Source organism: Rhizobium sp. CECT 9324 (genome assembly GCF_918741265.1).
Classification (GTDB): domain Bacteria; phylum Pseudomonadota; class Alphaproteobacteria; order Rhizobiales; family Rhizobiaceae; genus Allorhizobium.
Genome location: NZ_CAKKMZ010000001.1, coordinates 2,833,568 through 2,847,657, shown reverse-complemented (window position 1 = coordinate 2,847,657; position 14,090 = coordinate 2,833,568). Strand labels below are relative to the sequence as shown.

The following is a 14,090-nucleotide window of genomic DNA, read 5'->3' as shown; positions in this document are numbered from 1 at the left end:
CAACCGTATCGTAGTGACACATTCGGGCTTCCGATACAATTAATGGCCCGGACGGGGGTTAATGCGGTTTTCGGTTGTTAACAATATTTAAACCAACGGAGGGCGCGAAAAGCCAATGTGTGTCGGGGTTTAACGCGCATTAACCATAGCGCGAAGTTTTTGGCGCCAACGGGTCCCGTTTTAACGCAATTGCCACGGCCGCCATTCAGACTGGCGACCAGAAATAACAAGAAAAGAAGGATCTTGGCTATGGCAGCCGTCAATGTCGCATTCGAATCTCCGGAAAACTTCGGCGGTCTTTGCCCGTCCCAGCAGCGTCCGGTTGATCTCGTCCACCTGGCCACACAGACCAAGGGCGACAGGGCTCTGGAAATCGAGATCCTGCAGATGTTCGCCCGGCAGGCACGCGGCTGTCTCCAGGCTCTCTCAAGCCATGGCGACGGTTTGCAGGTCAGGGCGGCCGCACAGAGGTTGAGAAATGCAGCGATGGCGGTTGGAGCCCTCAAGGTTGCCGGCGCAGCTGACCTGATCGAGACCAAGGGTGCGACCGCCGATTCGATCGCGTCCGTCAGCGCCGCTGTTCTTGAAGCCGAACACTTCATCCTGAAGCTCGCCCGATAGGGGAATGACGCCACAATGGCGGCCCGGTGACATTTGTCACGGTCGCTTCGTGTTGACTGGTGTTTCGATTTGTTGGATGACTTCGCGGATTTTTTTGGCGAAGCTTGGACACACACTACATGGCAAATATCAGCATCATTGCGTTTGACGGCACCCGCTTCGATATCGCAGCCGCCGAAGGCTCGACGGTCATGGAAAATGCCGTGCGCAATTCCGTCCCGGGGATCGACGCGGAATGTGGCGGCGCCTGCGCTTGTGCGACCTGTCACGTTTATGTCGATGACGCATGGACAGATAAGGTCGGGGCGCCTTCGGCAATGGAAGAAGACATGCTCGACTTCGCCGTCGACGTGAAGCCAAGCTCGAGATTGAGCTGTCAGATCAAGGTCGTCGCTGCCCTCGACGGCCTTGTGGTTCACGTTCCGGAACGCCAGGGCTGATTACATGTCTCCCTCGGATAGGCTAAAAAAAGCCCCGCTCTCGCAGGGCGAGGAGCGGGGCAAGGGGGCGCATCGCCAAGCAGGCGAGGGAGGAAACACCTGTGGCACCAGGACGCGCCGGGAGAACTTGAAATCGGATAAACGCTTAAACAACGTTTGATGATGACAGGTATATTTCAGATTCTTATCAAGTGCCACGCCGAGAAATAGCCGGTTATTCACAGGTGTGCCCGCAAGTTTGGGGCAAGATGTGGCATTGCTGCATTAGGTAACTGTAATTTTTCGCGGGTTATTTCCGCTAGAAAGCCTAATTGTCGCTTTCCCGTCCGCTTTTGTAGCGGAGGATGCGGGCCATCCTGTTTTGGAAGTTCTTGGCCTCGATCCGATCGAACGTCATTTGTGCCTCGTCATGGGCGATGGTCAGGCGATCGGTTACTTCTGCGACCTTGTCCTGCATTTTATCGCAATCATCCTGGGCCGGTATTCGCTTCAGAGCTTTTTCCAGATTGCGGGCGTATTGGCGGGCAATTTCCGCATGCCGTTCCTCGTGGCGCTTTATGTCTGCTGCCAACGCATCCCAGATGAAGGCGAGTTCCGTCGTGGCGCGTTTTCGGTTCTTCCAGCGCGGCAGAATGATCTTGGTGTCGAGTGTGACGCGTGCATCCTCGATGGCGCAGCGCTCGCCCTTGCGTATATAGGTGAGGTCGCCACCGAAGCGGATCTGGGTGGCGCCAGGATGGCGGTTTCCCGTCATCTGCGTCATCGGTCCCTTGCGCGTCAGTTCGTCATCGATTTCGGCAGCGGTTCTACCGCCGATCTGGAAATAGCTGGTCGATTTACGAACGATCGTCTCGGAGTGTGCGGTTCCGGCCGAGATCGACAGGAGCGCTGCAGTGGCTGCGGCTGGCCAAAAACGGCAAGCATTTGACATTATCGTTTTCCGCAATCTTCTCATCCGCAATGTTGAATTCGCCGCGCCCATGGGGCATAGCCAAGCCGCGAGCACTATTGCAGCTTCGCGGTTTTCCGTCGAGAGGACAGATGAACGTGACCACCGGCAATCGAAGCATCTGGCGCGTTGCCCATGGTCGCGAGATCGACCTGACCGAGCGTGGCGCGTTGATGGCGATCATCAATGTAACACCGGATTCGTTTTCCGACGGTGGACTGCACGATACAACCGACAGGGCGATTTCCCACGCGCTTGCATGTGTCGAGGCTGGCGCCGATATTCTCGATATCGGTGGCGAGTCGACACGGCCGGGCGCGGCTCAGGTGACGCCGGCAGAGGAATTGGCGCGTGTGGTCCCGGTGATCGAGGCGCTGGTTGCCCGCACCGGTGCGCTGATCTCGATCGATACCTACCGCGCATCGACCGCCCGTGCGGCTATCGCTGCCGGTGCCCATATCATCAATGACGTGCACGGCTTGCAACGCGAGCCGGAGATTGCATCGGTTGCCGCGGATACCCTCGCGGGCCTTTGCATCATGCATACGGGGCGCGGACGGGAGAAACTGGCCGACGTCATCGACGACCAAGTGTTTTTTCTGCGTCATTCTCTCGAAATCGCGCGGTTTGCGGGCGTTCAGCCGAATGCGATCACGCTCGATCCCGGCTTTGGTTTCTCCAAGGAAACGGTCGAGGACAATGTCGACCTGATGGTGCGTTTCGAGGAGCTACATCAGTTTGGTCTGCCCCTTCTTGTTGGCACATCGCGAAAGCGATTTCTGGGAACGCTCAGCGGACGAGACGCGGCGGAACGGGACGTGGCGACCGCTGCGACCACGGTTGCCCTGCGTCTGAAGGGTGCGGCCGTATTCAGGGTCCATAATGTCGCGATCAACCGCGACGCCCTGGTCGTTGCCGATGCAATGCTTGCGGCACAAAGGCGACTTGCCGAAGGAATGAAGCCATGAGTGCTATTTTCACCATTACCCTGAAAAACTGTGCCTTCTTTGCCCATCATGGCGTCTTTCCCGAAGAAGGTGTGCTTGGTCAGAGGTTCTATGTCGATGCTGAATTCGACGTGGATGCTGGCGAGGCCGCAGCGCAGGACCGGCTAGAGGGGACCGTGCATTATGGTATTGCCTTCGACGTCATCGAACGGATCGTGACCGGCACCCGAGTCATGCTGATCGAAGCGCTGTGTCTGGCGATCGCAAAGGCCCTACTGGAGCGCTTTCCGGAGATCGTGCGGACGCGGATCACGGTGCGTAAACCCAGCGCGCCGATTGCGGGCATTCTCGACTATGTACAGGTGAGCGTTGAACAATTCCGGTAAGTTTGGCTGGCATCAGGCGACGCTTGGGCTTGGTGGCAATATCGGTGATCCCGTGTCTGCCATGGCCGCGGCTCTGCGCCGTCTGGATAGTCGCGACGATTGTCGTGTCATTGGCGTTTCTCGGCTCTACAGAACGCCTCCCTGGGGCAAGGTCGACCAAGCAGATTTCTACAACAGTTGTGCCGCAATCGAGACCACGCTCGCGCCGGAACCGCTCCTGGCCGCGTGCCTTGACATTGAACGCGAGATGAAGCGCGTCCGTATCGAACGCTGGGGACCGCGCACGATCGATATCGATATCCTGACCTATGACGATTGTGTCGTCGACGGCGAGCATTTGAAGATCCCGCATCCGCGGATGACAGAACGCGGTTTCGTGCTAATGCCGCTCGCCGATATCGCTCCGGATCTCGTGGTCAGGGGGAGGGCGGTTGCTGACTGGTTGAGCGACACTGATCGTGCCGGCATTGATGTCGCAAATGAAAACCGCGCCTGGTGGCGCGGTTGATCCTGGTGAATGCGTCCTCGGCGCTCTGCCGAGCGGTTTATTCCGTGGTCGCGGTAACAGCCATGGCATCGGCCTGGCGGTTCAGTTTCAAGCCGATGACCGGGATCAGGCGATCCTCGACCTTGACCGAGATGGTGATGTTCATCGCATCGTCTTTTTCGATACGGGCGACCATCGCGCCATTCAGCTTCTTGCGGTTGATGCCCATGACGGCGCGGTTGCCGGTTACTGTTCCGGAGACGATATCCATGCCCTTGCCTTCTGCGCCGTCAAGGAACTGACCCTTGTAAGTGCTTCCGGCCTGGGAAATGAATGCGGACATCGGCTGGCTGAACACACCGACGCGGCAGGTGCCGTCGAGCTTCATGCCGGGTTCCTTGCCGTCTGCCGACAGTCCGGTCAGGTTACAGGTAAACTTGGTGCCTTTGTATTTGCCGGCAACAATTTCGCCCGGACCTTTCCAGACGCCAGCGACCTGTTCGAAGAAGCGCTTGTCACGCGATGCCGCGTCCGCAGCGGTGGCGGGCAAAATTGCGGCAACAGCCAGGATGACGGCACTGCGGCCGAGCGACGAGAAGATGCGAGAAGACATCGATTTACCTTGGTACGAGAAACCAGAAAACCCGCAGTCAATTTAGCGCGGTATTGGTTAATGCATCCTTGCAATTAACCTTAAATGGCGTCTGCCGCAATCGGCAAAACACGGGTTGTCCAACGGGTGTTGCCCATAAGACTCAGTTGTTCCCGCCGTCTGGCTTGCCATTCAATGATGGTGTCAGGTCGCCGATGAAGTCGCCAATACCCGGCCGCTTCAATGCCCTGAAGGGCAGCGGACGGCAGAGGTCCATCGCGGCAATGCCGATACGAGCGGTCATCAGGCCGTTGATCACGCCCTCGCCAAGGCGGGCGGAAAGACGCGAGGCAAGCCCGTGACCGAGCACCTGCTGCACCAGGCTGTCGCCTACGGCGATCGATCCGGTGACCGCCAGATGGGCGATGACGTCGCGCAGAAGGCGCAGCATTCCAAGGCTTCCGGGCCTTCCGCCATAAAGTTCGGCCATCGCACGGACCAGCCGCACGACCTCGAACAGCACATAGCCGAGGTCGACCAGTGCCCGCGGGCTTACCGCCGTCACGACCGAGACACGTTTGGAGGCGCCGAGAATGAGGTTTCTCGCCTTGATGTCCAGCGGGCTCAGCAGTTCGCGCTCGGCCAGTTCGATAAGCTGCGGTCCATCGATCACATCATTCTCGACCTCGGTCATCACCTTCTGGCCACGGGCCGTTTCGGGGCGATGGGACACGAGCCTGCTCAGGCGCTTGACGATGGCCAGGGCTGCGGGCCGCCTGCGATCGGCGCTGGCAAGCTCCGCATCCGCCTTCAGCGATTGGACAGCCTCCAACCTGTAGAGGCCGGCCACTTCGCGACCGATGGCAATTGCCAGAGCGAGCAGACCCACGACAAGCACGCCGACCGCGACAGAGCCGAGCCAGTCGGACCGGGCGAAAAGATCGCGAATCAGTCCATCGACCCAGAGGCCGAGGGCCAGCGAGACAAGGATGCCGAAGGCGCCGGCGGCAAGCCGGGCAAAAGAGAAACCACGTCGCCTCGGCGTTGCCAAGGGAATGTCGTCGACGGGAGATGCTGCGCCGAGGAAAGGATCCTCCTCGTCCGGCACGATCACCACGTCATGGGAAAAGCTTTGCGGCTGACGGGGTGTCGACGGGCGCGGCACAGCCACTGATGGCTCGGCTTCTATGGAAAAGGCGGCCGGCCGCCGCCGGTTGCCTTTGTCTTGGCCGGAGCCAGGTGCGGAGGATGACGGGGGCTTGGTCATGCGAGGCGGTCTCCGAGCAGGAACTGCATGGCGCGATCGAGGCGGATATGAGGAACGGACAGCATGATGCCACCGCCGGTTTCCTCAAGATGCGGAGGACGGAAGCGGACAATGCCAAGGTCCGGCAGGTCCGTCATCGCCTCGCCGGCGTCGATCGAGCGGAAAAAGGCTTCTGGATCCTCCGGAAGGTCTCCCGGGAAAACGGCAGTCTTGCGCTCGCCGTCGAAGGTTTCGCTGCCGATCCGTTCGCCGTCCATGGGGGTGCCAACGATAACCGGAAGATCATGGCCGTCCCGTTTGACATTGGCCTCTCTGGTCGCACGCACGGACGCAAGCGCCATCACCTCGATACCCGCGCCGCTCATCCCGATGGTCTGGATCGCCCTGTCCACCAGTCGACGGGTCAAGGTTTCCAGCCGGTCGTGGCTTTCGTGGTGCAGATGGTCCGCCTTGGTGGCTGCAACCAGCACGCGGTCTATGCGTCGGCGGATCAGCGAGGTCAGGATATTGTTGGAACCAGCGCGGAAGCAGGCGAGTACATCGCCCAGCGCCCGCTCGAGATCCTGGACCGCTTCCGGGCCGCGATTGATGGCCTGCAGCGCATCGACCAGCACAATCTGTCGATCGAGACGGGCGAAATGCTCGCGGAAGAATGGTTTGACGACCAAGGCCTTGTAGGCCTCGTAACGCCGTTCCATCATCGCCTGAAGTGATCCTTTCGGTGCCTTGCCTTCGGCGAGAACTGGCAACGGCGCGAAAGTCAGGGCCGGGGAACCTTCCAGGTCGCCGGGCATAAGGAAGCGGCCGGGCGGCAGCGTCGACAGCGATCGCTCGTCCGATTTACACAGGCGCAGATAGGTCGTGAAGCTCTCCGACAGCCGACGCGCCACCATTTCGTCGGCGGGCGCATGGGGGTCGGTAGACGCTGCCAGTTCCCGCCATTGACGTGACAGTTCCGCGCGCACCCCGGTTGTCGCAAGACTTGCCGTCGCTTCGGAGAATTGGCGGTAATCCTGCTGCAGCAACGGAAGGTCGAGCAGCCATTCCCCCGGGTAGTCGACGATGTCGATCGACAGTCTGCCCGCCGACAGAAGGCGGTTCCAAGTGCTGGCGCTCTTGTATTCTATGGTCAAGCGGAGTTCGGAAATTGCCCGTGTCGAATCCGGCCAGACGCGCTCCTTGATCAATGCACGGATGTGGTCCTCGTACTGGAACCGCGGCACGGCATCGTCCGGTTGTTCTTCCAGCTTGGCGCTGGCGATTCGGCCCGAGCGAATGGGCTCGAACAGTGGCAAGCGTCCGCCGTGCAGGATATTGTGGACCAGCGAGGAGATGAAGACCGTCTTTCCGGCGCGCGACAGGCCGGTTACGCCCAGACGGATTGTCGGGTGGACGAGATTGGCGGCGCGGTCCGCAACGTTGTCGAAAGCGATCGCTGCTTCATCGGTAAGGCTGGTGAACAGGGAAGGAGGCAATGGCGGGTTCCTGAGATTGTCATGGCTTCATCTGATGTTGGACATGGCCAAGCGACAGACATCGGCCTCCATTGCATATAGGTCGCCGTCGCCGCGCAAAAAAGAGAGGGCAAACAATGCCTGTGTTCTGAACCGGTGCCCTGATATTCGAACTGAGGATATAGGCTTAGCCTACGAGAAAGTCTCGCAACTTCCAGCCCTGACCGGGGCCGTCGATCTCAAGGGCATCGATTACCGCAAGACCAGACGTCGGATAGCCTTCAGGCACCGTACGCCCGACAATGTCATGGCCCACCAACCGCGCAAAGACCTCTTCAACAGCGGGATTATGGCCAACCATCATCAATGACTGCACACCGCGTGTTGATGTCAGAATTTCGAGATAGGTGTCCGCAGGAGAATTGTAGAGGTCATCGATGAAACGAAATTCGGACAGGCCGGAGAAGGCCCTGCGCAAGGCATCGGCAGTTTGGCGACAGCGCTTTGCGGTTGAGGAGATGACCAGATCGGGCCGATAGCCCTTGTCGGCAGCGGTCTCGGCCAGCAACTCGGCCTCGGCAAAACCTGCGTCGGACAGGCTGCGGTCAAAATCGCGACCACCAGGGTCGGCCCAGCCGGATTTTGCATGTCGCAACAAATAGATGCGTTCAGGAGGCTTGGTGGAGAGCGTCATCCGTTGGGTTATCCGCGTCAGATCATCCTGCTAATGAACTAGCGGTTATCGGCCCCATACGTCAACTGGCAGCCCATGCCTTATCACGTGTGTCGACCATTGTTCGGTCGGGGCGCTATGAGCAGTAGTCGATAGAAATAGTGCTTAAAAAATATACTCTTAGATGAAAAATATGACAGATTTAAAAATGCCGTGGAAACAGTCATGAGGCTTGAACAGGCTGGGCTGAAAGGTTATACAGCCGCACATTGAGATGTTCTTCAGGAGAATCGCGTTGAGTGAGAAGATCAATCTTAGCAATTATGTGCTCTCTGAGGAAGAAGAGTTCATGAACGCGAACCAGAGGGCTTATTTCCGGGCAAAGCTTGTTGCCTGGAAGAATGATATCCTCCGTGAAGCGCGCGAGACCCTCGGCCACCTTGCCGAAGAGAGCGCAAACCATCCCGATCTCGCCGACCGGGCGTCATCCGAAACAGACCGTGCCATTGAGCTGCGTGCTCGCGACAGACAGCGCAAGCTGATCTCGAAGATCGATGCCGCCTTGCAGCGGATCGATGAAGGCACCTATGGGTATTGCGAGGAGACAGGCGAGCCAATCGGATTGAAGCGGCTGGACGCCCGTCCGATTGCAACCCTGTCGATCGAGGCGCAGGAACGTCACGAGCGCCGCGAAAAAGTTTACCGCGACGAGTGATCCTGATCACCCGGATCGGTCGCTCTGGCGATTGACTTTGCATGCCGGCCTTCGGGCCGGCATTTTTCGTTGGGGATTGTGACATGGCGACAGAGCGTCGCGGCCGGTTGTCCGCTACGCTGTCTTCTGACCAGATCAGGAGTTCCGGCTGGCTGACATTTCGCCGAAAATACGGGCGATCTCGTTTTGCAGGTTCGGTTCGTCTGGCGTTGCTGCTGTGTTTGCGGCGTTTTTGTCGACCTGCGGCTCAGGATGCCTTACCTCGGGCAGGACCGCAGACATCGGCACGCCGCCGGACATTGCGACCACCGGCCTGTCGCTGCGGATTTCGGAAGAGACGGGCTGTGTGGCGGGCCTGTCGCTTTTTGTCAGCGGCAGCGGATCAGCGGCAAGATGCAGCGCCATTTCCTCTTCAAGCACCCGCTCGAAGTCGCTCATGTCGCGTGGCGGCAGTTGATCCTGGGTATTGAGCAGGGGTTCAAGCCTTGGGCTAAAACGACCAGCCTCAAATGGCTGAACGACCGCCGGGCTTGCGGCCGGGATCGTTGGCAGAACGCGCGCACGCGCCGTGTCCAGAATGCTGGCTGCCTGCGGAGCCGTGACGTCCGCTACAGGTGGCGGTGCTGCTAAGGACGCAACTCCATCGGGGGAAGACTTGATCGCCGGAAGGTCCATCACGGAATTCGGGGAGAGCGGTTCAAACGCCGGTGCTTGATCGAGGTTCTCGGGATGATTGAACGGTGGCTCGCTGGTGACGGCAGGCACAACCGTGATCGGCATCGGGACAGCCGCCGCTGTAGCCGCAGTCGATATCACATCGCCCGGGGCCCGCTTCAGTACTGTTTCCACAGTTTCAGTCACAGGAACCGGCGTTTCAACCACTTCAAGGCGTGGCTCCGGTCGCGCTTCGGCCATGTTTCTTGTTTCGATCGGCCGAGATTGATCGGCCGGTTTTGCCGCGTCTTGCGAAGGTGACACAGCCTGAGCCGTCATGACCGGGATCGCTGTCGCTGCGACAATGGGAGCGACCGGCGCTGCAACTGCCGCGGCGACGTAGACGGGTGTGGGGACGGCGGGCGTGGCCACTGGCGTTTTCGGAGCGACGGGCGTTGTGGCTGCAGGCTCAACGGCGCGTACCGCTGTCGGCATTGGTGTTGAAGCTTGCGTGGACTGCTGTTGCCCCTGATTGCGGACTGGTGCCGGATCGGCGGTGTTTGCCACAGGTGCGACTGGCGCTTCGATGGGAGCGGACATCTGGTCGCGCGGTGCCTGTTCGGTGTGATTAACGCCAATCTTTACCGCCTCAGCATGCGGCGGGATTGCGATCGCTTCCGGTGCCGGGGGCTGAACGGTCAATGCGGAGAGATAGCCGCGGTCATCGCCAATGCCGCTTTCAATAACGATATCGGTCGGGCCGCCGATCATCACAAGATGTTCGACATTGTCGCGGCGGATCAGGACTATGCGGCGGCGCGCATCAACGGCGGCGGCATCAAGGACCTGCAGCCGGGGCTGACGGTTGCGTCCGCCGCGAACGAAAGGCGAGGATGCGCGATTGCGCATCAACCAGAGAACGATGAACAGGCACAAAAGAGCGAGGGCTACGCCGAGTGCCGCCACCAGGAATTTATTGCCATAGGCGGAAATCATTTCGTCCAGCATGATACGCTCTCCATTTAAGGCTTTCTCGCAGAAGATGCTTCGTTCTGCAATCATGGCCTGTCGTCAGTCCCGTGCAGCAACTGCGCCGGTCCGACCCGATAATTTCCACTCAGAATGCGGCATTCCTGTGGGGTAGCGACAAAGCGGGCGTGTTTCGGCCTTTCTTCGCTTTTTGCACCCCTTGCAAATTGCTAAACAGGTGGGTGCGCCGATTCCCGTAACGGGTCGGGAGCAAGGCGCGGACAGGCAAGAGGCATTCATGACGAGACAGCAAAAGCCCGGCGACAACGATAGCCCTCTGGTCGACCGCCGTGGCGGGTTCGGCACGGCGCTGCGGATTCTCCTGCTCGCCCTGGTGCTGATCGGCGCGTCGGCGGCCTTTGTGTTTTTCCGGGACCAGTTGGATAACCAGATCGTTCTGGGTGTGCTCGGCGTTCTGGCGATGATGGGAATCTTCTTTATCGTCTCGGCCGTCATCGGCTTCGTTGAGGTCATGCCGCAGTCTCATACCGATACGCTGGCGCGTCGTTTTCTTGCCAGCCAGCCGGAAGGCACGCTGATCACCGATTCCGAAGGGCGCATTGTCTATGCCAATGCTGCCTATGGTGAGATGACCGGCGCCAAGAAGGCGACCGAAGTACAGACGCTTGAGGCACTTCTGTCGCGTTACCGTGAATCCAGCGAGGCACTTTACCGGCTGACCAACGGTTTGCGCGAAGGTCGCGAAAGCTACGAGGAATTCCGGTTGCTGAAGCCGCTGGGCAATCAGACCGGCAATGGCTCGGGCGCGCATTGGTATCGGCTCAAGGCGCGGTTGCTGGCAAGCGAGAGCCGCGGGCGGGGCCTGCATGTCTGGCAGATTTCCGACATTACCGTCGAGCGCGACGACCAGGAACGCTTCTTCAAGGAATTGCAGCACGCGATCGATTATCTTGATCATGCGCCCGCCGGTTTTTTCTCCGCCGGCCGCAAGGGAGAAATCTACTACCTCAACGCAACACTCGCCGAATGGCTTGGTGTCGACCTGACGCAGTTCAGCCCTGGTTCCATGTCGATTACCGATCTGGTGGCCGGTGAAGGCATGGCGCTGATCAATTCGGTCCAGGCGGAGCCCGGCAATTCGCGGACCGAGACGCTCGATCTTGATCTGCGCCGGGTCAATGGCCAGATCCTTCCGGTGCGATTGGTGCATCGCGTGCGTGCGGCACGGGATGGTGCGCCCGGCGAAAGTCGGTCCATCGTGCTTGCCCGGCAAAGCGGCGACACCGGCGATCATTCGGCCTCGGTCGCGTCCATGCGCTTCACCCGGTTCTTCAACAACACGCCGATGGCAATAGCGTCTGTCGACGGCGAAGGCCGGATCCTGCGCACCAACGCGCCGTTCATGAAGTTGTTTGCCGACATCATCAGCCGCGATCAGATCGAACAGCATGACAAGTTGGAGATCGTGTTCCACGAGGGCGAGCGCGAGCGTTTCCACGACGCCCTGACACTGGCCAAGGATCGCCAGGTCGATATCGCGCCGATCGACAGCCGTCATCCGGTCAGTGATACCCGGCACTTCCGATTCTATGTCAACGCCGTGATCGACCAGAGCGACGAGGCGCCCGAAGAGGCGGCGATCGTCTATGCCGTCGATGTAACAGACCAGAAGGCGCTGGAAGCGCAGATGGCGCAGACGCAAAAGATGAATGCAGTCGGCACGCTTGCCGGCGGTATCGCGCATGACTTCAACAATGTCCTGACCGCGATCCTTCTGTCCTCCGACCATCTGCTGCTGCAGGCGCGACCGTCGGATGCGAGTTTCGCCGACCTGATGGAGATCAAGCGCAATGCCAATCGCGCGGCGGTTCTGGTCCGTCAGCTGCTGGCGTTCTCGCGCAAGCAGACGATGCGGCCCTCGGTGTTGAACCTCACCGATGTGATCGGCGACCTGCGCATGCTCGTCGATCGATTGATCTCCGGCAGCAATGTCAAGCTGCGGGTCGAATATGGTCGCGATCTCTGGCCGGTGAAGACCGACCTGTCGCAGTTCGAGCAGGTGATGATCAATCTCTGCGTCAACGCGCGTGACGCGATGCCGAACGGCGGGACGATCACCGTGTCGACGCGCAATGTCTCGGCGCAGGAAGCGGACGAGTTCCAGTATCGCGGCCTGCCGGCGGAAGAGATGGTGCTGATCGAGGTTGCCGACACGGGCACGGGCATCGCGCCTGATATCATGGACAAGATCTTCGAACCCTTCTTCACGACGAAGGAAGTGGGCAAGGGAACCGGACTCGGACTTGCGATGGTCTATGGCATCGTCAAACAGTCCGGCGGCTACATTTATCCGGAATCGGAAGTCGGCAAAGGGACGATGTTCCGCATCTTCCTGCCGCGGCACATCCCCGAAATCCAACCGGTTATCGAGCACGCGGCCGGTACACCGGATCCGGTTGCGGTTTCGGCATCAAGCAACGAAGCGTCCGCCGAGAACCGCGATCTGACCGGAAAGTCGGCCGTGGTGCTTCTCGTGGAAGACGAAGAGGCCGTGCGCCGTGGTGGCAAGCGCATGCTGGAGACGCGCGGCTACACGGTTCACGAGGCGGGATCGGGCGTGGAGGCGCTGGAAATCCTCGAAGAGCTTGGCGGAGCGGTGGATATCGTCGTGTCCGACGTCGTGATGCCGGAAATGGATGGGCCGACGCTGCTGACCGAATTGCGCAAGAAATATCCCGACATGAAGTTCATCTTCGTATCGGGTTATGCCGAGGACGCCTTTGCGCGCAATCTGCCGGCAGATGCCAAATTTGGCTTCCTGCCCAAGCCATTCTCGCTGAAGCAATTGGCGGTGGCCGTTCGCGAGATGCTTGACGGGCAAGCCTGAGATCGAGACATATCGGACATAAAAAATCCGCGCTGGCGACAGCGCGGATTTTTCGGTTCGATCATGCCGTGGCTAATTCAGCCGTTCATGGCCACGGCGATTTCCGCGGCCAGGCGCGCATTGTTTTCGACCAGCGCGATATTGGTCTTCAGGCTGCGGCCTTCCGTCAGATGGAAGAGATTGTCGAGCAGATATGGCGTCACCTGTTTTCCGGCGATCTCGTCACGTTCGGCATTGGCCAGTGCACGGCTGATATAGATTTCCATTTCCTCGCGCGGGATTTCATCTGCTTCCGGCACGGGATTGGCGATCAGCATGCCCCCGTCGATGCCGAGTTGTTCGCGCAGTTTCTGGAAATTGGCGATTGCCGCCGGGCTTGTCAGATTGAGCGCGCTCTTCAGTCCAGAGCTGCGCGACCAGAACGCGGGGAAGTCTTCGCTGTCATAGGTGACAACAGGAACGCCGCGTGTTTCGAGCACTTCAAGGGTCTTGGGAATATCGAGAATTGCCTTGGGGCCGGCCGAAACAACGATGACTGCCGTGCGGGCCAGCTCTTCGAGGTCGGCGGAAATGTCGAAGCTTTCTTCCGCGCCGCGGTGCACGCCGCCGATGCCGCCGGTGGCAAACACATGGATGCCGGAGCGATAGGCGGCGATCATCGTCGCTGCGACCGTGGTCGCGCCATTGCGGCGTTCGGCCAGAGCAAATGCAAGATCCGCACGCGACAGCTTCATCACACTTTTCATCTGGGCAAGCTCTTCGAGCTGTGCCGGCTCAAGGCCGATATGCAGCACGCCGTTCATCACGGCGATGGTCGCGGGCACTGCGCCCTGCTGGCGGATGATCGTCTCGACGCTTTTTGCCATGTCGAGATTGCCCGGATAGGGCATGCCATGGGTGATGATGGTCGATTCCAGCGCGACAATGGGTGCGCCCCGCTGCTTGGCAGCGCTGACTTCGCTCGAATAGGCAATGGGTAGGAGAGGGGAGATGGAACGGTTCATGGGAGCATCCAGGTGGTTTTGCCC

General features: G+C 59.7%; 14 protein-coding genes. 7 read left to right on the top strand and 7 right to left on the bottom strand.

Annotated features, from left to right (window positions below):
• Positions 1 to 249: 249 nt before the first annotated feature.
• Both LQ231_RS13970 and LQ231_RS13965 read left to right on the top strand, forming a co-directional pair.
• On the top strand, positions 250 to 621 hold the full coding sequence (locus LQ231_RS13970; protein ID WP_230171771.1) for an Hpt domain-containing protein: 372 nt from the start codon (positions 250 to 252) through the stop codon (positions 619 to 621).
• Positions 622 to 740: 119 nt separating this feature from the next.
• Entirely contained in the window at positions 741 to 1,061 is a 321-nt protein-coding gene (locus tag LQ231_RS13965; protein ID WP_113142481.1) for a 2Fe-2S iron-sulfur cluster-binding protein, read from the top strand.
• Positions 1,062 to 1,368: 307 nt separating this feature from the next.
• Here LQ231_RS13965 and LQ231_RS13960 read toward each other — a convergent pair whose 3' ends face one another.
• The gene (locus LQ231_RS13960; protein WP_113141603.1) at positions 1,369 to 1,992 is read right to left on the bottom strand and encodes a DUF922 domain-containing protein; all 624 of its coding nucleotides are present in this window, start codon (positions 1,990 to 1,992) and stop codon (positions 1,369 to 1,371) included.
• A 110-nt stretch (positions 1,993 to 2,102) separates the two neighbouring features.
• Between LQ231_RS13960 and folP the strand changes: the two genes are divergently transcribed.
• The 3 genes from folP to folK are packed head-to-tail and all read left to right on the top strand — an operon-like array spanning position 2,103 to position 3,851.
• A complete protein-coding gene (gene folP, locus LQ231_RS13955) occupies positions 2,103 to 2,978 on the top strand; it encodes a dihydropteroate synthase (protein ID WP_230171770.1) in 876 nt (291 codons plus the stop codon).
• Positions 2,975 to 3,343 (top strand): dihydroneopterin aldolase, encoded by a 369-nt coding sequence (folB, locus tag LQ231_RS13950; RefSeq protein ID WP_230171769.1) that lies wholly within the window; start codon positions 2,975 to 2,977, stop codon positions 3,341 to 3,343. Before folP ends, folB begins: the two co-directional genes overlap by 4 nt.
• Positions 3,327 to 3,851 carry a 2-amino-4-hydroxy-6-hydroxymethyldihydropteridine diphosphokinase gene (gene folK / locus LQ231_RS13945; RefSeq protein WP_290371360.1) on the top strand — a complete coding sequence of 175 codons (525 nt, stop codon included), beginning with the start codon at positions 3,327 to 3,329 and terminating at the stop codon, positions 3,849 to 3,851. The genes folB and folK overlap by 17 nt, the downstream gene beginning before the upstream one ends.
• A gap of 37 nt (positions 3,852 to 3,888) precedes the next feature.
• Here folK and LQ231_RS13940 read toward each other — a convergent pair whose 3' ends face one another.
• From LQ231_RS13940 to LQ231_RS13925, 4 genes are all read right to left on the bottom strand, one after another.
• On the bottom strand, positions 3,889 to 4,443 hold the full coding sequence (locus tag LQ231_RS13940) for a hypothetical protein (RefSeq protein WP_113141600.1): 555 nt from the start codon (positions 4,441 to 4,443) through the stop codon (positions 3,889 to 3,891).
• 142 nt (positions 4,444 to 4,585) lie between these two features.
• Positions 4,586 to 5,689, bottom strand: a complete 1,104-nt coding sequence (locus LQ231_RS13935) for a TIGR01620 family protein (protein ID WP_230171768.1) — start codon at positions 5,687 to 5,689, stop codon at positions 4,586 to 4,588.
• The gene (locus LQ231_RS13930) at positions 5,686 to 7,164 is read right to left on the bottom strand and encodes a YcjX family protein (protein WP_230171767.1); all 1,479 of its coding nucleotides are present in this window, start codon (positions 7,162 to 7,164) and stop codon (positions 5,686 to 5,688) included. Before LQ231_RS13930 ends, LQ231_RS13935 begins: the two co-directional genes overlap by 4 nt.
• 166 nt (positions 7,165 to 7,330) lie before the next feature.
• A complete protein-coding gene (locus LQ231_RS13925) occupies positions 7,331 to 7,837 on the bottom strand; it encodes a histidine phosphatase family protein (protein ID WP_113141597.1) in 507 nt (168 codons plus the stop codon).
• A gap of 274 nt (positions 7,838 to 8,111) precedes the next feature.
• Between LQ231_RS13925 and dksA the strand changes: the two genes are divergently transcribed.
• Positions 8,112 to 8,531 carry an RNA polymerase-binding protein DksA gene (dksA, locus tag LQ231_RS13920; protein ID WP_113141596.1) on the top strand — a complete coding sequence of 140 codons (420 nt, stop codon included), beginning with the start codon at positions 8,112 to 8,114 and terminating at the stop codon, positions 8,529 to 8,531.
• A gap of 135 nt (positions 8,532 to 8,666) precedes the next feature.
• Here the strand turns inward: dksA and LQ231_RS13915 are convergent, their stop codons facing one another.
• Positions 8,667 to 10,193, bottom strand: a complete 1,527-nt coding sequence (locus tag LQ231_RS13915) for a flagellar biosynthetic protein FliO (RefSeq protein ID WP_230171766.1) — start codon at positions 10,191 to 10,193, stop codon at positions 8,667 to 8,669.
• 259 nt (positions 10,194 to 10,452) lie between these two features.
• Between LQ231_RS13915 and cckA the strand changes: the two genes are divergently transcribed.
• Positions 10,453 to 13,062 (top strand): cell cycle histidine kinase CckA, encoded by a 2,610-nt coding sequence (gene cckA / locus LQ231_RS13910; RefSeq protein ID WP_230171765.1) that lies wholly within the window; start codon positions 10,453 to 10,455, stop codon positions 13,060 to 13,062.
• A 77-nt stretch (positions 13,063 to 13,139) separates the two neighbouring features.
• Here the strand turns inward: cckA and LQ231_RS13905 are convergent, their stop codons facing one another.
• On the bottom strand, positions 13,140 to 14,066 hold the full coding sequence (locus LQ231_RS13905; protein WP_230171764.1) for a pseudouridine-5'-phosphate glycosidase: 927 nt from the start codon (positions 14,064 to 14,066) through the stop codon (positions 13,140 to 13,142).
• Positions 14,067 to 14,090 lie beyond the last annotated feature (24 nt).

Excerpts from the sequence above, each read along its gene's own strand:
- LQ231_RS13970 (WP_230171771.1), top strand. The coding sequence starts at position 250 with ATGGCAGCCGTCAATGTCGCATTCGAATCTCCGGAAAACTTCGGCGGT.
- LQ231_RS13965 (WP_113142481.1), top strand. The coding sequence starts at position 741 with ATGGCAAATATCAGCATCATTGCGTTTGACGGCACCCGCTTCGATATC.
- LQ231_RS13960 (WP_113141603.1), bottom strand. The coding sequence starts at position 1,992 with ATGTCAAATGCTTGCCGTTTTTGGCCAGCCGCAGCCACTGCAGCGCTC.
- folP (WP_230171770.1), top strand. The coding sequence starts at position 2,103 with ATGAACGTGACCACCGGCAATCGAAGCATCTGGCGCGTTGCCCATGGT.
- folB (WP_230171769.1), top strand. The coding sequence starts at position 2,975 with ATGAGTGCTATTTTCACCATTACCCTGAAAAACTGTGCCTTCTTTGCC.
- LQ231_RS13940 (WP_113141600.1), bottom strand. The coding sequence starts at position 4,443 with ATGTCTTCTCGCATCTTCTCGTCGCTCGGCCGCAGTGCCGTCATCCTG.
- LQ231_RS13935 (WP_230171768.1), bottom strand. The coding sequence starts at position 5,689 with ATGACCAAGCCCCCGTCATCCTCCGCACCTGGCTCCGGCCAAGACAAA.
- LQ231_RS13925 (WP_113141597.1), bottom strand. The coding sequence starts at position 7,837 with ATGACGCTCTCCACCAAGCCTCCTGAACGCATCTATTTGTTGCGACAT.
- LQ231_RS13915 (WP_230171766.1), bottom strand. The coding sequence starts at position 10,193 with ATGCTGGACGAAATGATTTCCGCCTATGGCAATAAATTCCTGGTGGCG.
- cckA (WP_230171765.1), top strand. The coding sequence starts at position 10,453 with ATGACGAGACAGCAAAAGCCCGGCGACAACGATAGCCCTCTGGTCGAC.
- LQ231_RS13905 (WP_230171764.1), bottom strand. The coding sequence starts at position 14,066 with ATGAACCGTTCCATCTCCCCTCTCCTACCCATTGCCTATTCGAGCGAA.